General features: G+C 68.3%; 22 protein-coding genes. 15 read left to right on the top strand and 7 right to left on the bottom strand.

Annotated elements, in window-relative coordinates; all coding sequences use genetic code 11:
* Window positions 1-8 precede the first annotated feature (8 nt).
* Complete coding sequence (locus AC5RUP_RS01645; RefSeq protein ID WP_494158223.1) at window positions 9-1481, top strand: hypothetical protein; 1473 nt, start codon at window positions 9-11, stop codon at window positions 1479-1481.
* A gap of 11 nt (window positions 1482-1492) precedes the next feature.
* On the opposite strand, the gene AC5RUP_RS01640 is transcribed toward AC5RUP_RS01645, so the two are convergent.
* Window positions 1493-1894, bottom strand: coding sequence for a phage holin family protein (locus AC5RUP_RS01640; RefSeq protein ID WP_494013623.1), 402 nt, complete (start codon window positions 1892-1894; stop codon window positions 1493-1495).
* Between the two features lie 72 nt (window positions 1895-1966).
* Between AC5RUP_RS01640 and AC5RUP_RS01635 the strand changes: the two genes are divergently transcribed.
* From AC5RUP_RS01635 to AC5RUP_RS01610, 6 genes are all read left to right on the top strand, one after another.
* Complete coding sequence (locus AC5RUP_RS01635) at window positions 1967-3121, top strand: histidinol-phosphate transaminase (protein WP_494154713.1); 1155 nt, start codon at window positions 1967-1969, stop codon at window positions 3119-3121.
* Window positions 3122-3272: 151 nt separating this feature from the next.
* Window positions 3273-4460: a pyruvate dehydrogenase (acetyl-transferring) E1 component subunit alpha gene (gene pdhA / locus AC5RUP_RS01630; RefSeq protein ID WP_494154712.1), complete on the top strand. Its 1188-nt coding sequence runs from the start codon at window positions 3273-3275 to the stop codon at window positions 4458-4460.
* Complete coding sequence (locus AC5RUP_RS01625) at window positions 4457-5431, top strand: alpha-ketoacid dehydrogenase subunit beta (RefSeq protein ID WP_494154711.1); 975 nt, start codon at window positions 4457-4459, stop codon at window positions 5429-5431. The genes pdhA and AC5RUP_RS01625 overlap by 4 nt, the downstream gene beginning before the upstream one ends.
* 13 nt (window positions 5432-5444) lie before the next feature.
* Window positions 5445-6971 carry a dihydrolipoamide acetyltransferase family protein gene (locus tag AC5RUP_RS01620; RefSeq protein WP_494158222.1) on the top strand — a complete coding sequence of 509 codons (1527 nt, stop codon included), beginning with the start codon at window positions 5445-5447 and terminating at the stop codon, window positions 6969-6971.
* Window positions 6972-7122: 151 nt separating this feature from the next.
* Entirely contained in the window at window positions 7123-7635 is a 513-nt protein-coding gene (gene rraA / locus AC5RUP_RS01615) for a ribonuclease E activity regulator RraA (RefSeq protein WP_494153816.1), read from the top strand.
* Between the two features lie 67 nt (window positions 7636-7702).
* Window positions 7703-7927: a hypothetical protein gene (locus AC5RUP_RS01610; protein ID WP_494132468.1), complete on the top strand. Its 225-nt coding sequence runs from the start codon at window positions 7703-7705 to the stop codon at window positions 7925-7927.
* On the opposite strand, the gene AC5RUP_RS01605 is transcribed toward AC5RUP_RS01610, so the two are convergent.
* Both AC5RUP_RS01605 and AC5RUP_RS01600 read right to left on the bottom strand, forming a co-directional pair.
* Window positions 7905-9197 carry an aminotransferase-like domain-containing protein gene (locus tag AC5RUP_RS01605; RefSeq protein WP_494153817.1) on the bottom strand — a complete coding sequence of 431 codons (1293 nt, stop codon included), beginning with the start codon at window positions 9195-9197 and terminating at the stop codon, window positions 7905-7907. The genes AC5RUP_RS01610 and AC5RUP_RS01605 overlap by 23 nt on opposite strands.
* A 66-nt stretch (window positions 9198-9263) precedes the next feature.
* Complete coding sequence (locus AC5RUP_RS01600) at window positions 9264-10238, bottom strand: helix-turn-helix transcriptional regulator (RefSeq protein WP_494013630.1); 975 nt, start codon at window positions 10236-10238, stop codon at window positions 9264-9266.
* A gap of 406 nt (window positions 10239-10644) precedes the next feature.
* Between AC5RUP_RS01600 and AC5RUP_RS01595 the strand changes: the two genes are divergently transcribed.
* The 3 genes from AC5RUP_RS01595 (at window position 10645) to AC5RUP_RS01585 (ending at window position 12049) form a co-directional block, all read left to right on the top strand.
* The gene (locus tag AC5RUP_RS01595) at window positions 10645-10791 is read left to right on the top strand and encodes a hypothetical protein (protein WP_493979969.1); all 147 of its coding nucleotides are present in this window, start codon (window positions 10645-10647) and stop codon (window positions 10789-10791) included.
* Between the two features lie 98 nt (window positions 10792-10889).
* The gene (locus AC5RUP_RS01590) at window positions 10890-11861 is read left to right on the top strand and encodes a lantibiotic dehydratase C-terminal domain-containing protein (protein ID WP_494013631.1); all 972 of its coding nucleotides are present in this window, start codon (window positions 10890-10892) and stop codon (window positions 11859-11861) included.
* Window positions 11858-12049 carry a hypothetical protein gene (locus AC5RUP_RS01585; protein WP_494153818.1) on the top strand — a complete coding sequence of 64 codons (192 nt, stop codon included), beginning with the start codon at window positions 11858-11860 and terminating at the stop codon, window positions 12047-12049. The genes AC5RUP_RS01590 and AC5RUP_RS01585 overlap by 4 nt, the downstream gene beginning before the upstream one ends.
* Before the next feature lie 172 nt (window positions 12050-12221).
* On the opposite strand, the gene AC5RUP_RS01580 is transcribed toward AC5RUP_RS01585, so the two are convergent.
* The 3 genes from AC5RUP_RS01580 to AC5RUP_RS01570 all read right to left on the bottom strand — a co-directional run bounded on the left by AC5RUP_RS01580 (window position 12222) and on the right by AC5RUP_RS01570 (window position 14621).
* Window positions 12222-13007: an acetoin reductase gene (locus AC5RUP_RS01580; RefSeq protein WP_494013633.1), complete on the bottom strand. Its 786-nt coding sequence runs from the start codon at window positions 13005-13007 to the stop codon at window positions 12222-12224.
* A 207-nt stretch (window positions 13008-13214) separates the two neighbouring features.
* The gene (locus AC5RUP_RS01575) at window positions 13215-14054 is read right to left on the bottom strand and encodes an aldo/keto reductase (RefSeq protein WP_494153819.1); all 840 of its coding nucleotides are present in this window, start codon (window positions 14052-14054) and stop codon (window positions 13215-13217) included.
* Window positions 14055-14213: 159 nt separating this feature from the next.
* Window positions 14214-14621, bottom strand: a complete 408-nt coding sequence (locus tag AC5RUP_RS01570; RefSeq protein ID WP_494153820.1) for a helix-turn-helix domain-containing protein — start codon at window positions 14619-14621, stop codon at window positions 14214-14216.
* A gap of 301 nt (window positions 14622-14922) precedes the next feature.
* Between AC5RUP_RS01570 and AC5RUP_RS01565 the strand changes: the two genes are divergently transcribed.
* Both AC5RUP_RS01565 and AC5RUP_RS01560 read left to right on the top strand, forming a co-directional pair.
* Window positions 14923-15399, top strand: coding sequence for a DedA family protein (locus AC5RUP_RS01565; RefSeq protein ID WP_494153821.1), 477 nt, complete (start codon window positions 14923-14925; stop codon window positions 15397-15399).
* Window positions 15400-15500: 101 nt separating this feature from the next.
* Window positions 15501-16346, top strand: coding sequence for an HpcH/HpaI aldolase/citrate lyase family protein (locus tag AC5RUP_RS01560; RefSeq protein WP_494149733.1), 846 nt, complete (start codon window positions 15501-15503; stop codon window positions 16344-16346).
* Window positions 16347-16407: 61 nt separating this feature from the next.
* Here the strand turns inward: AC5RUP_RS01560 and AC5RUP_RS01555 are convergent, their stop codons facing one another.
* Window positions 16408-17271 (bottom strand): SDR family oxidoreductase, encoded by an 864-nt coding sequence (locus AC5RUP_RS01555; protein ID WP_494149734.1) that lies wholly within the window; start codon window positions 17269-17271, stop codon window positions 16408-16410.
* A 64-nt stretch (window positions 17272-17335) separates the two neighbouring features.
* Between AC5RUP_RS01555 and gluQRS the strand changes: the two genes are divergently transcribed.
* The 3 genes from gluQRS to AC5RUP_RS01540 all read left to right on the top strand — a co-directional run bounded on the left by gluQRS (window position 17336) and on the right by AC5RUP_RS01540 (window position 20718).
* Window positions 17336-18250 carry a tRNA glutamyl-Q(34) synthetase GluQRS gene (gene gluQRS, locus AC5RUP_RS01550; RefSeq protein ID WP_494149735.1) on the top strand — a complete coding sequence of 305 codons (915 nt, stop codon included), beginning with the start codon at window positions 17336-17338 and terminating at the stop codon, window positions 18248-18250.
* A gap of 127 nt (window positions 18251-18377) precedes the next feature.
* Window positions 18378-19184, top strand: a complete 807-nt coding sequence (locus AC5RUP_RS01545; protein WP_494149736.1) for an SGNH/GDSL hydrolase family protein — start codon at window positions 18378-18380, stop codon at window positions 19182-19184.
* A gap of 262 nt (window positions 19185-19446) precedes the next feature.
* The gene (locus tag AC5RUP_RS01540; protein WP_494000964.1) at window positions 19447-20718 is read left to right on the top strand and encodes an MFS transporter; all 1272 of its coding nucleotides are present in this window, start codon (window positions 19447-19449) and stop codon (window positions 20716-20718) included.

The raw sequence follows: 20718 nt of genomic DNA, 5'->3' as shown, positions 1-20718 counted from the left end.
GACGCCCGGTGGCTGACGCCGACTGGCTGCCCGAAGGAGCCCGGTGGTGGGAAGGCGGCACCGGGCACCGCCGGTACGCCGGCTATCGGGTTGCCGGCGGCATCGGCGGCGTCGCGTTTGAGTGGGAGGAGCTGACGTCCGCAGCCGTCCGGCTCGAGTCCGCCGCCGCCACCATCGGCGACCTGTGGCGCCAACTCCTGTCGGTGCACATGCTGCTGGCCGATCCGCGCTGGACGCTGCTGCCTGAGCGGCTGGCGGCCGAAGCGGCCGTCTCAACCGCCGCGGGATCGTTGGCGGCCCTTGCGGACAGCGCCGGCGCCCTGGCCGGCAGGGTGAGGTTGGCACACGGAACCTACCTGGCGACCGAGCAGGCCGTCTCCGCCGCGCTGCAGGCGGTCGACTCGGCCACCTGGTGGGCGACGGTTCCGCTCGGCATGGCCGCCAACGAGGGGCGGCCGACCCGGGCGGGCGGTGAACGGCTGCTCGGCCGGTTCCCGGTGGCGGTGGCAGGAGCGCTTGGCGGCCCGGCGACGGGGATGCTGCTGCGGGATGGCCGGCAGGGCGGTTTGTGGAACAAGCCGGCCACCGAACACATGGCCCCGCTGCTGGTGGCCGCGGCGCGGCAGGCGGGGCTGCTCCGGGCCGGAAACATCGAGGTTGAACGTGTGGCCGCGGCGGCCGAAGAAATCGATCCAGCGCCGGCTTCCCTGGCCGGGCTGCTCCACCGGACGGCCAGCGCGGACGGCGCCGGTGACGGCACGGTAGAGGTGCTCGAAGTGTCCGCCCCTGGGGGCCAAAAGCGGTGGGTCGTCGCTTTGCCGGGCACGCAGGCCGCGGGCTCGGCCGAGGCGACCGGCAACCCGTTCGACGAGACCGGGATCGCCGCAGCGGTCTCCGGCGGCAGCGCGTTCGTCGCGGCCGCCGTGTCGCAGGCCCTCGGGGAAGCCGGCGCCGGCGCGGAGGACTTGGTGATGCTGGTCGGATACAGCCAGGGCGGCATCCATGCCATGAACCTTGCCGCCGATCCGGCCTTCCTGGCCGGCCACAACGTGGGCTTCGTCCTCACGGCGGGCTCGCCGGTGGCCGGCATCAACCCCGGCCCGGGCGTCCGGAGCGTTCACCTGGAGCACGCCCAGGACTGGGTGCCGGGCACCGACGCCAGGCCGAATCCGGACCGGCGCGAACAGGTCACCGTGACCCTGACCGATCCCGCGGCCACCCCTGCCGGCGAGGGCGCCGGGCTGGGACCCGGGCATGACCTCGGGAACTACGTGCGGGCGGCCCGCAACGTCGACGCGAGCCCGGACCCCTCGGTGCGCGACGCGACAGCATTCCTGGGCGCGGCGCTCGCCGGCGGCACCGCCAAGCAGCATCTGTTCACCCTGCGCCGGTCGCAGCACGACGGGTCAAAGCCGTCCCGCGCCGGCATCCCGGGCCGCCGGAAGGGACCGCCGCCGGCAGGCCGGGGCGGGCCCGGGTAGCCGCCCCGGAATCAGCGGGTGCGGGTCAGGGTGCCCACTACCAGCGAGACCAGGCTGATGATCAGCGAGCCGAGGATAGCCGTCCAGAAGAAGGAATCGACGACGAACTCGACCGGCGTGAAACTGGACAGCCAGGCCGTCAGCACCAGCATCAGCGCATTGATCACGATGGTGAACAGGCCCAGCGTCAGGATGGTGACGGGCAGCGAAAGGAAGGAAATGATGGGCCGGACAATGGCGTTGACCAGGCCGAAGATCAGGCCGATGAAAAGGTAGGCCAGCACCGTGCCCAGGGACTCGTTGCCGGCGACGTCGGCCGCTGCGGATGCCTCGATGGCCAGGCCGGGCAGGATCCAGCTCGCCACCCACAGCGCCAGCGCGTTGACGACGACCCGCACAATGAACTTTCCCATGCGTGTATGCTGCCACATCCGGGCCGCCGGGGCGCGGAAAACCCGGTCATCGGCGCACGTATCCTTTAAGGCATGACTCCTCCTGAGAACCCCATCAAGGAAGCTGCGGTTCCGGCAGCAGGTGCGTCGGGCCGAATCCACCCCCGGCCGGTGCTCGACAGGCTGCCCAAATATGCTGCCGGCAAACCGCCGGCCGCAATCCAGGGACTGCAGTCCTACAAATTGTCCTCCAACGAAAACCCGCTGCCCCCGTTGCCCGCCGTGCTGGAAGCCATGAACGCGCAGACGGCGGGCATCATGCGCTACCCCGATCCGTTGTGCACCGCGCTGCGCACCGAACTCGGCCGGTTCCTGGATGTCCCGGCCGACGACGTGGTCACCGGCGCCGGAAGCCTGGGCGCCCTGGTGCAGATCCTGCAGACGTTTGCCGGACAGCACGAGGACGGCACCGAAGACGAGGTGATCTACGCGTGGCGGTCCTTCGAGGCCTACCCGATCATGGTCGGCCTCTCCGGTGCCCGCAGCGTGCAGGTCCCGAACCGGTCCGACGGCTCGCATGACCTGGAAGCGATGCTGGACGCCGTGACCGACCGGACCAAGGTCATCCTGCTGTGCACGCCGAACAACCCCACAGGACCGGCGCTGACGGCGGCGGAAGTGGAAGGGTTCGTCCGCAGCGTGCGCGACGACATCATCGTGGTCATCGACGAGGCCTACACGGAATTCGTCCGCGACCCCGAGGTGGTGGACGGTGTTGCCATGTACCAGAAGTACCCCAACGTGGTGGTGCTCCGGACGTTCTCGAAGGCCCACGGGCTGGCCGGCCTGCGGGTGGGCTATTCGATTTCGCAGCCGGAGATCACCCGGCACCTGCGCGTGGCGGCCACCCCGTTCGCGGTGTCGAGCCTGGCCGAGCATGCGGCCATCACCTCGCTGCGCCACTACGACGAAGTTGTAGAAAGGGTACAAAGGCTCGTCGACGAACGGGACCGCGTGGTCGCCGGACTTAACCTGCTCGGCTGGAAGATCCCGGAGACGCAGGGCAACTTCGTCTGGCTGCCGCTGGGCGACCGGGCGCAGGAGTTCGCAGAGCTGGCCGGCCGGCAGGCGCTGTCCGTGCGGGCCTTCGCCGGGGAGGGCGTGCGGGTCAGTATCGGTGAAGTGGAAGCCAACAGCCGCTTCCTGGCGCTCTGTGAGAACTATACAAACGGTCCGGGCGTTTCCTGACGGTAATGTGACCGGCCCGCACGGCACCTGCCATTAGGCTAGGACGAGATAAACGACAGATATATGCCGGGCCTGGAATGTATTCCCGGCCCGGCATATATGAACAGCGAAGATCTCTGCCGCTTAGGCAGCGGATCGGCGAGGAGTTCGTATGGGCGCTGAGCACCTGCCCGCCTCGGAATTCGACATCGAAGAGTTGGAACAGTCGCTGGTGTCCAGCGACCCCTCGGACGCGCCCGCGCTGGTGCAGCTGATGGCCCCCGACGGGACCGTCCGCGACGATGCGAAGTACAGCCCCTACGCAGCCCACCTCGACGGCGAGGCGCTGCGCGGGATGTACCGCGACATGGCATTGGTCCGCCGCTTCGACCAGGAAGCCACCGCCCTGCAGCGGCAGGGCCAACTGCTGCTCTGGCCTCCCCTGCTCGGGCAGGAAGCGGCGCAGATCGGCTCCGGCCGCGCGCTGGAGCCGCAGGACTATGTGTTTCCCACCTACCGCGAGCACGGCGTCGCCCTCACCCGCGGCCTGGACCTCTCCAACATGCTCAAGCTTTTCCGTGGTATCAGCCAGGGCGGCTGGGACCCGCGGGAGACGAACTTCCACCTTTACACGTTGGTGCTTGCCGCCCAGTCGCTGCATGCGGTCGGCTACGCCATGGGCATTCAGCGCGACGGCGACGACGGAGTGGCCGTCGCCTACTTCGGCGACGGCGCCAGCTCGGAAGGCGACGTCCACGAATCGATGGTGTTCGCCGCCTCTAACCAGTCCCCGGTGGTGTTCTTCTGCCAGAACAACCATTGGGCCATCTCCGTGCCGACGGCGGTCCAGTCCCGCGTTCCGCTGTCCATGCGTGCCACCGGCTACGGGTTCCCGGGCATCCGGGTGGACGGCAACGACGTCGTCGCCGTACACGCGGTCACCCGGTGGGCCGTGGAACACGCCCGCTCGGGCAACGGGCCCGTGCTGATCGAGGCGTTCACCTACCGGATGAGCGCCCATACCACCGCGGACGACCCGACCAAATACCGTGAGGCTGCCGAGGAAGAGGGCTGGCGGGAACGCGATCCGCTGCTGCGGTTGGAACGGTACCTGCGCAGCACCAACACGGCCGGCGACGGGTTCTTCGACGAGGTTTCGGCCGAAGCCGACAAGCTCGCGGCAGCCACCCGCGCCGACGTCCTGGCCATGGAGGCCCCGGACTTCGAGGACCACTTCGCCAACGTCTACGCCGATCCGCACCCCTTGGTCCGCGAGGAGCTGGAATGGCACCGGCAGTACCAAGCCGGCTTCGCCGATTCCGCCACCGACGACAACGCTGCCGGGGAGGCACGCCGATGACCACCATGACGATCGCGAAGGCCATCACCAGCGGGCTGCGCGAGGCCCTGGCCAATGATCCGAAGACGCTGATCATGGGCGAGGACATCGGCAAGCTCGGCGGGGTCTACCGGGTCACCGAAGGGCTGCTGGCCGAGTTCGGCGCCGACCGCGTGGTCGACACGCCGCTGGCCGAGTCCGGCATCCTCGGCACCGCCATCGGGCTGTGCTTCCGCGGCTACCGGCCGATCTGCGAGATCCAGTTCGACGGCTTCGTCTTCCCGGCGTTCAACCAGATCACCACCCAGCTGGCCAAGATCCGGACCCGCAGCTCCGGGCTCCTGTCGGCCCCCGTCGTCGTCCGCATCCCCTACGGCGGCGGCATCGGATCCATCGAGCACCACTCGGAGTCCCCGGAGGCCCTCTTCGCGCACACGCCCGGCCTGCGCATCATCACCCCCTCGAACGCGCACGATGCCTACTGGATGACCCAGCAGGCAGTGGCCAGCCAGGACCCGGTCATCATCTTCGAGCCCAAGCGCCGCTACTGGCTCAAGGGCGAGGTGGACACCGGGTCGGCCGGCCGCGACGCCTTCAGCGCTCAGGTGGTTCGCGAAGGCACCGACGCGACGATCGTCGCCTACGGGCCGCTGGTACCGGTCGCCCTGGCCGCGGCGAAGGCGGCGGAAGAGGACGGCAACAGCGTGGAGGTCATCGACCTGCGCTCCATCTCCCCGATCGACTTCGACACCATCACGGCATCCGCGGAGAAGACCGGGCGGCTGATCGTCACCCACGAAGCCCCGACCTTCGGCGGCATCGGCGGGGAGATCGCCGCGCGCGTCGGCGAACGCGCCTTCCTGAGCCTGGAGGCGCCGGTGCTGCGCGTCGGCGGCTTCCATATGCCTTACCCGGTGGCGAAGGTGGAGGAACAGTACCTGCCGGACATCGACCGCCTGCTCGAGGCCCTCGACCGTTCGCTCGCCTACTGATATCGGAGTTTCCATGTCGAACACGCAGATTTTCAACCTCCCGGATGTCGGCGAGGGACTGGTCGAGGCCGAAATCGTGTCCTGGAAGGTCAAGCCGGGAGACACCGTGGCGGTCAACGACGTCATCGTGGAGATCGAGACGGCCAAGTCGCTGGTCGAACTCCCCAGCCCCTACGCGGGCGTGGTGTCGGAACTGCTGGTGCCGGAGGGGCAGACCGTAGAGGTCGGCACCCCGATCTTCGCCGTCGCCGCCGAGGGCGCCGCACGGCAGCCCGCCGCCCCGGAGCAGCCCGCCGCTCCGGCGCGCCCCGCGGCCCCCGTTCCGGAACAGCCCGTGCCCGAGGCCACCGCCGAGGGCGGGCCGTTGGTCGGCTCCGGTCCGAAGGCCGATCCGGTGAGGCGGCGCCCGCGCCGCGGCAGTGCCCCGGCTTCCCCTCCCACAACGACGACGGCGGCGCGCCCTTCCGCGGCCCGCTCCGGCGGCGGGAACGCACCCGCCGCGGAAATCCATCTGCCCGAGCCGCACGGCCAGGCCCAGCACGTGCCGCCGGTTCCCGCCGACGACGACTCCGCCGTTCCGGGGGCGGCTCCCGCCGCCGGTGCCGGGCACGCCCGGGGCGAAGCCGTCCAGGCCGCCGTCACCCGGCTGCTGACCCGGGTGCTCGCCAAGCCGCCGGTGCGCAAGGCCGCCAAGGACCTGGGCATCAACCTGGCGGACATCACCCCCACCGGCAAGGGCGGCGAGGTCACCAAGCAGGATCTGCTCAGCTACCAGGCCCAGCGCGAGGCCGAGCAGGCAGCTGCCCCGACGTTCTGGGCCCCCCGCAAGGGGCTGGACAACCGGATCGAGCGGGTCCCGGTCAAGGGCGTGCGCAAGGCGACCGCCAAGGCCATGGTCGAGTCGGCCTTCAGCGCCCCGCACGTGAGCATCTTCGTGGATGTGGATGCCTCGCGGACCATGGAGTTCGTCCAGCGGCTGAAGAAGTCCCGCGACTTCGAAGGCGTCAGGGTGTCGCCGCTGCTCATCCTGGCCAAGGCCGTCATCTGGGCCGCCGCGCGCAACCCGAACGTCAACGCCAGTTGGGTGGAGACGGAGTCCGGCGACGAGATCCACGTCAAGCACTTCATGAACCTGGGCATCGCCGCCGCCACCCCGCGCGGCCTGCTGGTTCCGAACATCAAGGACGCCCAGGACCTCTCGCTCAAAGAGCTCGCGGTAGCCCTCAACGACCTGGCCACCACGGCCCGCGCCGGCAAGACCAAGCCCGCCGACATGCAGAACGGCACCCTCTCCATCACCAACATCGGGGCGCTGGGAATCGACATCGGCACCCCGATCATCAACCCGGGCGAAGTCGCCATCGTCGCCTTCGGCACCATCCGGCAGAAACCGTGGGTCGTCTCCGGCGAAGTCATTCCGCGCTGGATCACCACGCTGGGCGGATCGTTCGACCACCGCGTGGTGGACGGCGACCTGTCCGCCAGATTCATGGCAGACGTCGCGGCGATCATGGAAGAACCGGCCCTGCTGCTGGACTGACGGTGCGTGCGGCATGCTGGATTGACGGCGTCGTCGTCGCAATTGACGAGACGTTCGCTGCCGCATGCCGGACGGACATTGCCCTGCGCGCGGATGCCCGCCGGGCCGCGGTTGGTTATGATCGCGGTGTGGCGAGGAGGAGCACCATCAGGTGATTGAGACAGCGGGCAACGCGGCGACCCACGGCGCAGAACCTACAGTGATCCCGACGGCGGACCTGTACGACCAGCGCGGCGACGAACTGGCGTCGCTGTCGCTCCAGTTCGGTAACTTCGGCGGCCGGGCGTCGTTCAGCGGGCCGGTCCGCACCATCAGGTGTTACCAGGACAACGGGCTGGTGAAATCCGTCCTCAACTCCCCGGGCCACGGCGCCGTGTTGGTGGTCGACGGCGGCGGCTCGCTGGAGACGGCCCTGATGGGGGACATGATCGCCGCGGCCGCCGTGGCCAACGGCTGGTCCGGGGTGATCATCAACGGGGCGGTCCGGGACCGGGCGGCCCTCGCGCAGCTGCCGCTCGGCGTCAAGGCGCTCGGCAGCAACCCGCGGAAGAGCGCCAAGGACGCCAGCGGGGAAGCAGACGTTCCCGTCGAGATCGGTGGCGTGCTGTTCCGGCCGGGCGCCACGGTCCATGCCGACCTGGACGGCATCCTGGTGGGCGCCTGACGGCACACTACCGGCCGCATTCCCTGACGGACCGCGGGCGCCGTACCGGCTGTGAAAGACTGGGAGCATGAGTAACAACAGGCCCTCGGGTCAGCGCAAGGACTCCGGGGTGCCCAGGATCGACTGGAAGGGCACCCTGTGGGCCATGGCGGCCGTCTTCCTGCTCAGCTACGTCATGATCTGGCTGATGCCGGGACTGCACCCCATCCTGCGGATCATCATCGTGATCGGCCTGTATTTCGCCGGCCGCTACGCGTACTACCGCTATTTCAAGAACCGGCGCCGGCCATAGCCTTTGCGAGGACGGGCGCCAGTCGCCGCACGCCCTCGCGAATGGCCTCTTCGGGCACGGCGCTGAAAGCCAGCCGCAGCTGGCGTGACGGCTCCTCGGAGGGGCTGAACGCCGCCCCCGGGATGAAGACCACGCCGGCCTCGATCGCGTCGTAGAGCAGCGGGTAGGTGTCGACGCCCTCCGGGAGGGTGATCCAGACGAAGAAGCCGCCGTCGGGTTCGGTCCAGCTGGCTCCGGCCGGCATGAACTCCTCCAGCGCCGCCAACATGGCGGCACACCGGGTGGCGTACAACCGGCGGTAGGTATCGATTTGCCCCACCCAGTCGTGCTCGTCCAGGTAGGCAGAGATCAGCATCTGGTTCAGGGTGGGCGGGCACAGGGTGACGGCCTCGTTGGCGAGGTAGAAGCTCCGCTGCAGGTGGTCGGGCAACAGCGCCCAGCCGATCCGCAGGCCCGGCGCCAAAATCTTCGAGAACGAACCCAGGTAGACCACGTCGTCGGGATTGTCTGCGCGCAGCGGCCGCAAGGGCTGGCCGTCGAAGCGCAGCAGTCCGTACGGATTGTCCTCGAGCACCAGGACGCCGGCCTCGCGGCAGATGTCCACGATCTGCTGCCGGCGCTCGGCGGCCAGCGTGATGCCGGAGGGATTGTTGAAGCTGGGAATGGTGTAGAGGAACTTGATGCTGCGGCCCTCGCCCTGCAGCTCCTCGATGCGGCGCTGGAGTTCCGAGGGCACGAGACCGTGTTCGTCCATCGACACCGGCTCCACCTGGACCTCGTAGGCCTCGAAGGTGTTCAGTGCGCCCACGTAGGTGGGATCCTCGCACAGCACCACATCGCCGGGGTTGCAGAAGACTTTGGCGGCCACATCCTGGGCGGACTGTGAACCCGCCGTCACGACCACGTTCTCCGGATCCACGCCGGTGATGCCTTCCCGCGCCATGACCTCGCAGATCTTTCGCCGCAGGTCCGGGGTACCCTGGCCGCCGCCGTATTGCAGGGCGGTCATCCCATGCTCGGCGATCAGCCGCTGCGCCATGCCGGCAATCTTCTCCAGGGGCAGGGACTGCAGGTAGGGGTTGCCGCCGGCCAGGGAAACCAGTCCGGGGCGCATCGAGATGTCGAAGACGTCGCGGACGGCTGATTGTTTGATGTTTGCGGCGCGCTGCGAGAACAGGTGCTGGTGCCGGTGCGCCGCAGTGGCGCGTTCCAGCGCCACTTCCGTTTCGATGGGCAGGGTTTCGGAAAGGTCTGCGTCCTGTGAAGTCACTCACACAGGATAGCCCGGGGCGTTACGGGATAGGAAACAGAAGTTTTCTATTGGTGCTGCCCGGGGCTAGAGCCAGCCCGCGTCCCTGGCCTTGAGCGCGGCCTGGAAACGGCTTTCCGCGCCGAGCTGCTCCAGCATCCAGGCGATGTGGCGCCGGCAGGTGCGGACGCTGATGTCCAGCCTCCGCGCAATCACCTCGTCGGAGTAACCGGCGGCCATGGCATTGAGGATGGAATGCTGGATGCCGTTGAGATCCGAGGCGCCGTTATCCTGCCCGTCCAAAACGTAGGGATCGGCCAGCTCCCAGGCCACATGGAACAGGTTGATGAAGACCTGGATCAGGTTGAAGTCGCGTACCACCAGAGCGCCGCGGTCTTCCGGATGCAGCTGGCGCCCGATCAGTGCGAGGTTGCGGTCGAAGATCATGATCTTGAGCGGCACGTAGGGCAGGGTTCGGTACTCGCCGCCGGCCGGGGAGATCGCGGCGACCGCTTTGCGGGTGGGCACATGGTCCAGGGTGCTGGCGTGGCTGATGTTCTTGCGGACGACCCCGCGGTTGAGGAGTTCGATGTCCTTTTGGATGCCCTCTTCGTGGACATCGGCGGAGGCGCCGGAGCCCGGCTGGCTGATCAGCACCTGCTCGGAAACGTCACGGCCATAGTCCACCAGCAGCTTGCGGATTACCCCGGGGTCTTCGAGGACCTCCACGGAGGAGTCCAGCGACACCCGTTTGCGGGCTGCCAGGTAGGTGGGCACGAGAGCCGCCATGTCCGCACGGTGTCCGCTGATCTTGGTGCGCAGGTCGATCAGCAGACGCTCGTCGGAGTCCACCAGTTGCGACAGGGCAACGTCGGGGGAGATGGCGACATAGCATTCGACATCGGGTGCCGGCTGCTGCAGCAATTGCCTGCTGACCAGCTCGCCGATGGCGATGTTGAGGTCACGGATGGTGTAGCCGAGTGCCGTGGACATGGTTTCTTTGGTCCAGCCGGGATGGGCCACGGCGAATTCATAGACCTCGAATGCCGTCCCGCTCAGCATAGGGCGCTCCTCCGGTTGATCCATTTACGTATCACGCAGGGCCTGCTGTTTCCGGTGCGGTGCGGCCGCTCTTTGGCCAGTCTAAAGCACTTCTTGGGCCCATCTTGCGCCATTTGCCGGCGGCCACTTGCTGCCATGGCCACATTATGCCATCGCTTGGCGGTTTGTGGCCGATGATCCCGAGGGGGTGCTCCTTTCCCCGGATTTCCGGGGCGGCAGGCGGTTTTGACCACCTGTCCGGAACGTGACAGAGCAAGCCCGGAGGCACGATCATGGCATGTCCGGATGTTGCAACGGGATTGGCTGGACAGGCGCAGCAGAAGCACGGAACTCTTGAACATGTCGGGGGCGAGCAACCCGGCTGGATTTGTCACTGTACGAACCTAAGCCATGTGAAGGGAATGACATGTTCAAGAAGATCGCAAGCATCGCGGCAGGTCTGCTGGTTGCCTTGGGGGCGGTCTCTGCGGCCACTCCGGCAGTAGCCGCCGATCTAGGACCGGTTCCCCATTCTGAAAACGCCACCGCTTCCGCCTATATCTGGGACTGGTAAAAAGCCGCCCCATCTCATCGGCATTGTGCTGATTCCGTAACCAGGATGACGCCGGCTATCCCTCCCCAACCACCAGAACATCGAACCAGGAGTAGCGCATGAGCCAGCTGACAGCCATCCGCCCAACAAGTTCGGTGAACGTTAAATCGTACTGGTGGGTTCTGTCTATTTACACGGGTAGGCAGGACGTAGTCGACGCAGTCATAGGAGAACTGGTTACACCGCTGGTCGCCCACGCTCGCCGCGAAGGCGTGGGCCGCTGGTACTTCAACCACAGTGCCGACCAGATGGGGCCTCACCTGAAGGTCCGGTTCCTGGGCCGCCGCCCAATCCTCGACAGCCTCCAAAGGTTCGAGCTGGCGGCCCGGGACCGGGTCCTCGACATCCTGCCAGGCATCACGACCCAGGAAACTTTCGTCTTGCCTTTCGGCAGCGAGGATTCCATTCAGCTTTCGCCGGCCGATGCCGCCGTCCCCGTACCCGAAGCGGACCTGGACCGTTTTGGGGGACCCGATGGGCTGGATCTCGCGGAGGAGGTATTCGAACTGTCCTCCGAGCTGGCCATGTGGGCCACGCAGCGTTTCAGCAAGGCCCAAGGACGTTCGGCGCTCGCCTCCCTGCTCCTCTGCGATGCGGCGTGGGCCATGATGTATGGGCCGAAGGCGCAACAGTGGCCGGACCGGGGCAGGCTGTCCTGGGACTACTGCTGGGACAACCATCTTCGGGTGTCCACGGCCGAGCTGGGCCGTTCGGCTCCGAAGGCGCGGCACAGCCTCACCGCAGGACTGGTTGCCCGCACCGCACCGATGCACCGCCTGATGGCGGCGACGGCGGACGAAAGCAGCGTTCAGAACTGGCGCCGCCGCTGGATCAGGACGCTTGACTCGTACCTGTACCGGGCGGACCGTGCGCGCGTTAGCCGCAGCGCGCAGCAATTGACGTTTTCCCAGGCCCACCTGCTGATGAACCGGTTGGGGTTCACCACGTGGGAAGAGGCGGCACTCGGCGTCTACGCCAGGGCCTGGTCGCCCGAAGTCGAATCTTCGCTGTTGGAGAAGAGGACAAAATGAGCCCGTTCGGTTTCTCGTCGATTGGACCCGAATCCACCAAGGTTCCGGATGTCCCGAACGAAGGAACAGCATCATCCCTGGATCAGGTCGGGGTCCTGGGAGCGCACGCCCAGGATGATGACCTCTGGAACCTCACCGGCAGCAACTACTCTCGCGACGCCGCGTGGGCAGACCAGGCGTGGCAATAGGAGAATGCCCGCCGGCATCTGCGTCGGCCCCCACATCATTCCTCCCCCCAACAGGATCAGGCCGGAGCGACCCCCAACGCTCCGGCCTGGTCCTGTCTTCGCGGGTGCTGCCCCTCAGGGGCTGTTTCTACCCCTCACGCCGTGGAGGGGACGGCCCGCTCGCACGCCCTGATCAGTTGTAGAGCATGCCGCCGTCTACCAGCAGCACCTGGCCGGTGACGTAATCGGAGTCGGGGCCGGCGAAGAAGGACACGATCTTTGCCACGTCTTCGGGCGTCTCGATCCGGCCGAGGGCGATGCCCTCCACGTTCTCCTTGAGGTTCTGACCGATCGGCTTTCCGTTGATCTTGCTGAGTTCCTTGTCGATGAGCTCCCACATGCCGGTTCCGACAATGCCGGGCGCATACGCGTTGACCGTGATCCCCTTGGGTGCCAGCTCCTGCGCCGCCGCCTGCGTGAAGCCGCGCACCGCGAACTTGGAGGCGGAGTAGGCGCTGAGGATCGGGAAGCCTTGGATGGCCGCGATGGAGGCAGCCGAAATGATCTTGCCTCCGTGGCCGAGCTCGTCAAACTTGGCGGCCGCGGCCTGGATGCCCCAGACCACGCTGTTGACGTTCACATTGAAAATCTGGTCGAGTTCCTGCTCGCTGATTTCAAGGACCGGCTTGATCTGGGCAATGCCTGCGTTGTTGACGATGACGTCGAATCCGCCGAGCTGGTCGGCTGCCGTGTCTACAGCCGCAACGACGTCGTCCCTCTTGGCGACGTCAGCTGCCACGAAAACGGACTTGCGCCCGAGGCCTTCGATCTCCGCCGCGACAGCCTCGCCCTTGGCGCGCTGCGGCTCGATATCGGCGATGGCGACGTTGAAGCCGTCTTCGGCCAAGCGAAGAGCGATAGCCCGCCCGATGCCTTGGCCGGCGCCGGTTACGAGAGCGACCTTGTCCTGCACAGTCATTGATGTCTCCTTTGTACTGCTTCCAGCCCGCCGTTGCGTTTATCCAGCGCCACGGCCGGCTGCGGTGGACACCGTCGAATTACAACCGGTGTCACTAGGCGTAACACAGACCCGTCAGGATTCATTCCTTTGCATGTTAAAGCGTGCCGGGGCAGGCCAAACCGAAGCAGCGCCGCAGCGGCCGTCCAGCGGCCGTCCAGCGGCCGCCTAGTGGCCGAAAACGTCCGCGTCGGTGATGTCCGCGGTGCCCCGGTCCAGCGCGGAGAGCCGGGCCAGCTCACCGGCCTCCAGCATGAAGTCGAAGATGGCGAAGTTCTCGGCCAGCCGGTCCGGGTGCGCGGACTTGGGGATGGGCACGTGCCCCAGCTGAGTGTGCCAGCGGAGCACGATCTGGGCCGGGCTCTTGCCGTACTTGCCGGCCAGCGACCGAACCGCCGGTTCCCGCAACAGGTCGCCGCCTTTCCCGAGCGGGCTCCAGGACTCCGTGACGATGCCGCGCTGGCGGTGTATCTCCACCAGGTCCCCGCGGGTATGCCGGGGATCCAGTTGGATCTGGTTGACCTCCGGTACCAGCCCGGCGTCGAACAGCCGTTGCAGGTGCGCGGGTTTGAAGTTGGACGTGCCGATGGCCCGCACGCTCCCGTCCTCCAGCAAACGGGTCAGCCCCTCGAACGCCTCGACGTAGCGGTCCTGCCCGGGGTTGGGCCAGTGGATCAGCAGCAGGTCCACGTAGTCGACGCCCAGCCGGCGGGCGCTGGCCTCGCAGGCCTGCCGCGCGCCGTCGACGCTGTGCCACTGCTTATTGAACTTGGTGGTGATGAAGATTTCCGAGCGGTCAAGCCCGCTGCGGCGCAACCCCTCGCCGACGCCTTCCTCGTTCCGGTAATTTTCCGCGGTGTCGAACAGCCGGTAGCCGAGGTTGAGTGCAGTTTCGACCGTACGGGCGGCTTCCGCATTGTCCAGGGGCCAGGTTCCCAGTCCCAGCAGCGGCATCTTGGCCCCGTTGCGGAGGGTCACGAGCGGAGCAAGCAGGTCGGCCACGGTCACAGTCTCCTCTGGTTGTCCTTCAGGACCCGGTCCCGGGCCCGTGGCACCCAGCCTAGGGGTGATCGCGCCGGCTGTGCACCCCGGGTGCCGGCCGCAGCCCGGGCGGCAGACGGAGAAGAGGATGCCGTAGGTTGCGGATTCCCAGACGGGAAGAGTCCGCTAACCGGCAGCGGAGGCGGTGTCCGCCGAACCTGCGTCGGGTGCGGCGGTCCGGGTCTCCAGCCAGGCCAACACGTCGGAGAGCAGGATCCGCCGGTGGGTTCCGCGGTACTGGACCGGAATGGTCCCGGCGTCGGTCAGGCGGCGCATGTAGGTCAGCGATACGCCGGCCACCTCCGCCGCCTGCGAGGTGTTCAACAGTTCGACTGCGGAGCTGACCATCACCGCATCGCCGTGGGCAAAGCGGCGGAGCATATCGACGACGGCGTCCGAGGCTTGGGCGGGCAGCTTCACCGTGGTGCCGTTGACGAAGACGGTGACGTCGGCGCTCTCGTCGAGCGCCCGCTGCAGCCGCTGCGCCTGGGCGGCCGGGAGGGCATCGGTGGTGCGGGGAGTCAGCTGGGCCATGGGGACAGCGTAAGACACTTCCCGGCCCGCACCGGGGAAGGCGTGCTGCGCCGTCGTGGTTGCCGCGCATGTGCCCGGGGCGGCCCGTTGACCTTCGCCGGCGGCCCGGCGGCGGCCGTTAACATTCCCCGAGTGCCCGGCGTTGGGTAGGCGTAAACTGCTGTTCGCGGCCGGACATCGTGCGCCGTCCGCGGAAGCGAACATCCGCCGACTCCCGAGGAGACCATCGTGGGCAGACCTTTCGGCGCCGCACCGATGGGCGCCGCGCACGCCGCGCACCGGCCGGAGCCCGCGGCCTGACATGGAGCACATCGCCAGCCTCCCCTTCGGATACGCGGTCAGCGTGCTGTTCGTGATCGTGATGCTGCGCGCCAATGCCACGTACTGGGCCGGCAGGGGAGTGGCCGCCGGCGGGCGGCACACCCGCCTGGTCCGCCAGTTGGATTCGCCGGCCATGCGCCGCGCGGAGGCTGTCATCGCCCGCTGGGGAGCCCTCGCCGTCGCGCTCTGTTTCCTGACGGTGGGCGTCCAGACGGCGGTAAACGCGACCGCCGGCCTTGGCCGGATGCCGCTGCGCAGGTACCTGCCGGCCGTCGTGGTCGGCTCGGTGCTGTGGGCAGTGCTGTATGCCACCGTGGGCCTGGCCGCCCTCAACGCCTGGCTGGCCGCGGCCGCGGGGTCCCCGCTGGGTATCGCCGTCGTGGTGCTGCTGGTGGCGGCGGTGGTCGCCGCCATCGTTGTGGCCCGCCGGCGGCGACGCCATCCGGCATCGCTCTGACGCCGGTTTATCTCCCGCCACGGACGGAGGTGGCGCATGCCTCAATCGGCATTCGCCCCTTACGTTAGTGGCCCCGGCGGCGGAAACATTAGGCTAGGAGTATGTCCGCTCTAAGAAACCGTCGTGCCGCCGCCCTTCCCGCAAAATTGTCCCGCTCTTGGCTTCTGGCCTCGGCGGCAGACGAAGCGAATTTCGGCCCGGCACTCGCCTCTGAAGCAGACTCCGTCATCTTCGACATGGAAGATGCCGTGCCGGCGGAGGGCAAGGCCGCGGCGCGGGAGCGGGTGGTGGAGGCCCTCTCCACCGGCATGACCGCCTGGGTCCGCGTGAACGGCATGGAAACCGACTACTGGGCCGACGACCTGGCCGCCCTGTCCAAGGCGCCGGGCCTGCGCGGCGTCATGCTGGCCATGACGGAGAAGCCCGAGCAGGTTACGCACACCGCCATGCGGCTGCAGGCCGGCACCCCGGTGCTCGCCCTGATCGAATCCGCCGTCGGCATTGAGAACGCTACCGACATCGCCCGCGCTCCGGGAACCTTCCGCCTCGCCTTCGGCGTGGGCGACTTCCGCCGCGACACCGGGGCCAGCGATTCACCGATGGCCCTGGCGTACGCCCGTTCCCGGCTGGTGGTTGCCTCCCGCGTGGGCCAGCTGCCCGGCCCCATCGACGGCCCGACCGTCGGGGCACTCGGCGAAGAACTGCTGGAAGCCTGCAAGGTGACGGCGTCCATGGGCATGACGGGCAAGCTCTGCCTGCTCACCGATGCCGCCGACACCATCAACAAGGGGCTCTCACCCAGCGAGTCGGAGATTAGGTGGGCGCACGAACTGCTCGATGCGCACGCCGCCGGCGCGGTGGTGGGCGACGGTTCCTACCTGCCGCGGCTCGCCCGCGCCGAGAAGATCTCTTCGCTCGCGGACTCCTACGGACTCTGGAACGCCTAGGTCTCACGCCGGGGGCGGGGTTCCGTCCGGGGCGGCACCGTCGGCGCCGCCCGGACGTGGGTCAGCGCCCGACGCCGAACAGCTCCCGCAGGCTCAGCGCCGGCCGCCCGGTGAGTAGGTCCACGTCGTGGGTCACCAGGTCCAACTCCCCGGCGGCAATTGCCGTGTAGGTGCTGACCCAGGCATCCAGCTGCCAGTCCGGGGCGCCGTAGTGCACCCGGCTCGCGTAGGCCTCCTCCACCGTTTCGTTGAGGAACGACGTCGGACGGCCCGTCGCCTCTGCGATGGCCGCCGCCGCCTCGGCCAGGGTCACCGACTCCGGGCCGGTCAGCTCATAGGTGAAGCCGGCATGGGGCATGGGTTCGGCCAGGATGGTCGCGGCCGCCCTGGCTACGTCCTCGCGGGCAACGAAGCCCGCCTTCCCGTCCCCCGCCGGACCACGGATCACGCCCGATTCGTCGGCGAACGACGGCAGGACGTCTGCGTAGAAGTTGTTGCGCAGCAGCGTGTGCTTCAGGCCGGTTCCGCGCAGTTTCTCCTCGGTGGCGTAGTGGTCCCTGGCCAGGGTGAACGTTGCGTCCTCGGTCGCACCGATGAACGAGGTGTAGACAATGTGCTGCACGCCGGCGTCGATGGCGGCATCGATGAAGGTGAAATGCTGCTGCAGCCGGTCCTCGGCTTCGGCGGCGGACACCATGAACACTGTCTCGATGCCTTGCAGCGCAGCCGCGACGGCGGCCTTGTCGCCATAGCCGGCAGTCGCCGTCGTCGTCCCGGGCAGCTGCGGTGCACGCGACGGGTCACGGACAATCAGCCGCTGTGAAAGGTTCTGCTCCGCCAGTATCCTGGCGACCATGCCGCCCAGCTCGCCGGTGGCACCGGTGACGGCAATCGGGGTTTCCATGCGGGAGTCGGGTGTGCTCATGGCACCAGCCTAATAGGCGCGGCAACACCCCGGTGGGCGGGGAGCGGCCTGCTACCGTGGGGACGTGCCAACAGCCCAGAGTCCCGCCGGTCGGTTCGCGCCCAGCCCCTCGGGTGAACTGCACGTCGGCAACCTGCGCACCGCGCTGCTCGCCTGGCTCTTCGCCCGCAGCACCGGCCGCCGCTTCCTCATACGGGTGGAGGACCTGGACCGGGCGCGGGCCGGGTTCGAGGCGCGGCAGTTGGCGGATCTGGCGGCCATCGGCCTGGACTGGGACGGCGAGGTAGTGCGCCAGACCGACCGCGCCGCGGTCTACCGCCACGCGCTCGGACAGCTGGCGGAGGCAGGCCTGCTCTACGAATGCTTCTGCACGCGGCGCGAGATTGCCGAGGCTCCCAGCGCGCCGCATGCTCCGGAGGGGGCGTATCCGGAAACCTGCCGCAACCTTACCGACGCCGAACGCGAGGAACGCCGCCAACTCCGCCCCGCTGCCCTGCGGCTGCGCGCTTCCACCGCCAGCTACACGGTGCCCGACCGACTGCACGGCGACTACACCGGCGTCGTTGACGACTTCGTGCTGCGGCGGAACGACGGCGTCCCCGCGTACAACCTTGCGGTGGTGGTGGACGACGCCGCACAGGGCGTGGACCAAGTGGTGCGCGGCGACGACCTCCTGACCTCCGCCCCGCGGCAGGCATACCTCGGGTCGCTGCTGGGGCTGCCGCCGGTCGAATACGTCCACGTGCCGCTGGTCCTCAACGAACGACGGCGGCGCCTGGCCAAGCGCGACGGCGCGGTGACCCTGGGCGCACTCGAGCTGGCCGGGCTGGACGCGGCCGCGGTGCGCGGCCTGTTGCTGGCCTCGCTGGGCTTGCCGGACGTCCCGCTGCCCAAGCTGCTGTCCGAGTTCCGGCCCGATGCCCTGCCGGTTGAGCCGTGGATCTTCGAGCCGCCCGAGCTGGTTCCCGGCCCCAGCTGACGGCAGGCGGGCAGCTGCCGGCTCGCCCCGGGTCTCGCCACCCCGCAGCGGACAACCGGGCCGGCACAGCGACGGACTTCACCGCGTGTTTGCCGGTGCGTTGCCCGGCGCAGCTAGTCTTCGGCAGGTGGGCGGACTATTCGTGGCGCTGGGCGACAGCTTTACCGAGGGCGTGGGGGACTACAACGCCAACTTCCCCAATGGCGTGCGCGGCTGGGCCGACCGGGTGGCCAAGCAGTTGGGCAAGCAGGATCCGGACTTCCGCTATGCCAACCTGGCGGTACGCAGCAAGCGGCTACACCAAATCATCGCCGACCAGTTGGAACCGGCCGTCGCCATGCAACCCACCCTGGTCTCCTTCTATGCCGGCGGCAACGACATCCTGGAGTTCAAGCGCAGCATGCCGGAGCTTCTGGCCGACTACGAATCCGCCGTCCGCCAGCTGGCCGAAACGGGTGCGCAGTTAATCCTCTTCACCGGCTTTGAGGTCATGCTTCCGCCGGTCCTGGAGCCGATGCGGCGGCGCAACTGGGTGTTCAACGAGGCTGTCCGTGACCTGTCCCGGCGTTACGACGCCATGCTGGTGGACCACTGGGCGTTCGACGTCTATCAGGACCGACGGATGTGGGACACGGACCGGCTGCATATGTCCGCGCTGGGGCACAAGTACATGGCGGCCAGGGTCCTCGAGGCCCTCGGCGTGGAGCACACACTCCGGCTGAAGCGGCCGGAGGCTCCGGTGCGGGCGGGTTGGCGCGAGGCACTCCGGCGCGAGCGCGACTGGCTGCAGGAATGGGTGGTCCCGATGTTCGGCCGCAAGCTCAAGGGCGTCACGCTGGGGGACAACCTTGCGCCGCGCTGGCCGGAGCCGGTCCAGGTCTCGCGCGGGCTGAAAAAGCTGGCCCGGCAGCGTGCCGCCGCCGGCGCGGGCTGACATCCGGTCCAGTCGTCGCCCGACCGCTGCGACGCAGGCTGACATCCCGCATTCGTCGCCCGGCCGCCGCCGGAGGGCGCAGGTTGCGCTCACGCCCCGCACGTCCTAAAGGCCAGCCGGTCAGCGCTGCCGACCTGCCGTTGGGCGACACCGCCGGCAGCGATTGCCTGGCCTTACCCGCCTGCCCGGCGGCGGCTGTACGCTGTTGCAACAACAGGGGACCGCGGGTCACGCCGCGCCGTCGGTGAGGAGGGTTGGCGCCATGTCCGTCCAGGAACCGCGCGATCCCGTGCCGGCGCTCGACCTTCCCGCGGCGTTCCGGGAACCCACCATCAAGGTCCGGGCCGGCTGGGTCACCGCCGTCTTGCTGACCAACCTCGGGATTAATGCTGCCTTCTTCGGCCCGCTGCAGGTCTTGTTGGCCCAGCAGTCGCAGGCGTTCGATGCCGTGAACAAGGAAGCCGTCCTGGCGATGGCCACCGGCTTCGGCGCCGCCGTGTCCCTCGTCGCCAATCCGGTCTTCGGAGCGCTGAGCGACCGCACCACCTCCCGGTTCGGACGACGGGTGCCGTGGGCCCTGGCCGGCGGCGTCCTGGGCTTCGCCGCGCTGCTGCTGTTATCCGGCGCCCCCAACATCGCGGTGATGGTGATCGGCTGGTGCCTGGTGCAGGCCGGTTGCAACGGCGCCTACGCGGCCGTAACTGCCAGCATTCCGGACCGCGTGCCGCGGCGGCAGCGCGGCCAGATCGGCGGGTTGGCGGCGATCGGGCAGACGTTGGGCATTGTGATGGGCGCGGTGCTGGCCAACCTGGCCGGCGGCTTCGTCCTCGGCTACATCTATTGCGCCGTGTTCCTGCTGGCCAGCATTATTCCGTTCGTGATTGCCGGCCGGGACACCCCGTTGCGCAAGGCCGACCGCCCGCCCTTCGCCTGGCCCGGCTTCCTGAAGGGCTTCTGGATTTCCCCGGCCAAGCACCCCGACTTCGGTTGGGCGTGGCTGACCCGCTTCCTGGTCAATCTAGGCAACAACATCTTCACCCTCTACCTGTTCTTCTTCCTCCAGGACGCCGTGGGGCATCCGGACCCGGCCGGCGGCGTGCTGCTGCTGACCGGCGTCTACGCGGCCGCGGTGGTGGTGATGGCGGTGGTGGGCGGACCTCTCAGCGACCGGGTGGGGCGCCGCAAACCGTTCGTCATCGCGTCCTCGATCACCATCGCGACGGCGTCGGTCATCGTGGCGATCACGCCCGCGTGGCCGGCCGTGGTCGGCGCGGCCATGGTCCTCGGCGCGGGCTTCGGCATGTTCCTGGCCGTGGACTTCGCCCTGCTCACGGAAGTGCTGCCGAGCGCCGCCGACCGGGGCAAAGACATGGGCGTCATCAACATCGCGGCCTCGTCGCCGCAGGTCATCGCACCCTTGATCGCCGCCCCTACCGTGCTCTACCTCGGCGGCTACACCGCGCTGTTCGCGCTTTCCGCCGTGATCGGGCTGCTCGGCGCGGTCTTCGTGGTCAAAATCAAAGGCGTGCGGTAG

This window comes from Arthrobacter sp. Y3223151, assembly GCF_059091125.1.
Note: the sequence above shows the minus strand (reverse complement) of the source record. Positions and strands in the feature narration are given on the sequence as shown.

Bases quoted from the DNA above. Each gene is read 5' to 3' on its own strand.
- AC5RUP_RS01540 (WP_494000964.1), top strand. From the start codon at position 19,447: ATGTCCGTCCAGGAACCGCGCGATCCCGTGCCGGCGCTCGACCTTCCC.
- AC5RUP_RS01570 (WP_494153820.1), bottom strand. From the start codon at position 14,621: ATGGCCCAGCTGACTCCCCGCACCACCGATGCCCTCCCGGCCGCCCAG.
- AC5RUP_RS01620 (WP_494158222.1), top strand. From the start codon at position 5,445: ATGTCGAACACGCAGATTTTCAACCTCCCGGATGTCGGCGAGGGACTG.
- AC5RUP_RS01600 (WP_494013630.1), bottom strand. From the start codon at position 10,238: ATGCTGAGCGGGACGGCATTCGAGGTCTATGAATTCGCCGTGGCCCAT.
- AC5RUP_RS01565 (WP_494153821.1), top strand. From the start codon at position 14,923: ATGGAGCACATCGCCAGCCTCCCCTTCGGATACGCGGTCAGCGTGCTG.
- AC5RUP_RS01585 (WP_494153818.1), top strand. From the start codon at position 11,858: ATGAGCCCGTTCGGTTTCTCGTCGATTGGACCCGAATCCACCAAGGTT.
- AC5RUP_RS01590 (WP_494013631.1), top strand. From the start codon at position 10,890: ATGAGCCAGCTGACAGCCATCCGCCCAACAAGTTCGGTGAACGTTAAA.
- AC5RUP_RS01635 (WP_494154713.1), top strand. From the start codon at position 1,967: ATGACTCCTCCTGAGAACCCCATCAAGGAAGCTGCGGTTCCGGCAGCA.
- AC5RUP_RS01610 (WP_494132468.1), top strand. From the start codon at position 7,703: ATGAGTAACAACAGGCCCTCGGGTCAGCGCAAGGACTCCGGGGTGCCC.
- AC5RUP_RS01560 (WP_494149733.1), top strand. From the start codon at position 15,501: ATGTCCGCTCTAAGAAACCGTCGTGCCGCCGCCCTTCCCGCAAAATTG.
- AC5RUP_RS01625 (WP_494154711.1), top strand. From the start codon at position 4,457: ATGACCACCATGACGATCGCGAAGGCCATCACCAGCGGGCTGCGCGAG.
- AC5RUP_RS01555 (WP_494149734.1), bottom strand. From the start codon at position 17,271: ATGAGCACACCCGACTCCCGCATGGAAACCCCGATTGCCGTCACCGGT.
- pdhA (WP_494154712.1), top strand. From the start codon at position 3,273: ATGGGCGCTGAGCACCTGCCCGCCTCGGAATTCGACATCGAAGAGTTG.
- AC5RUP_RS01580 (WP_494013633.1), bottom strand. From the start codon at position 13,007: ATGACTGTGCAGGACAAGGTCGCTCTCGTAACCGGCGCCGGCCAAGGC.
- AC5RUP_RS01640 (WP_494013623.1), bottom strand. From the start codon at position 1,894: ATGGGAAAGTTCATTGTGCGGGTCGTCGTCAACGCGCTGGCGCTGTGG.
- AC5RUP_RS01595 (WP_493979969.1), top strand. From the start codon at position 10,645: ATGTTCAAGAAGATCGCAAGCATCGCGGCAGGTCTGCTGGTTGCCTTG.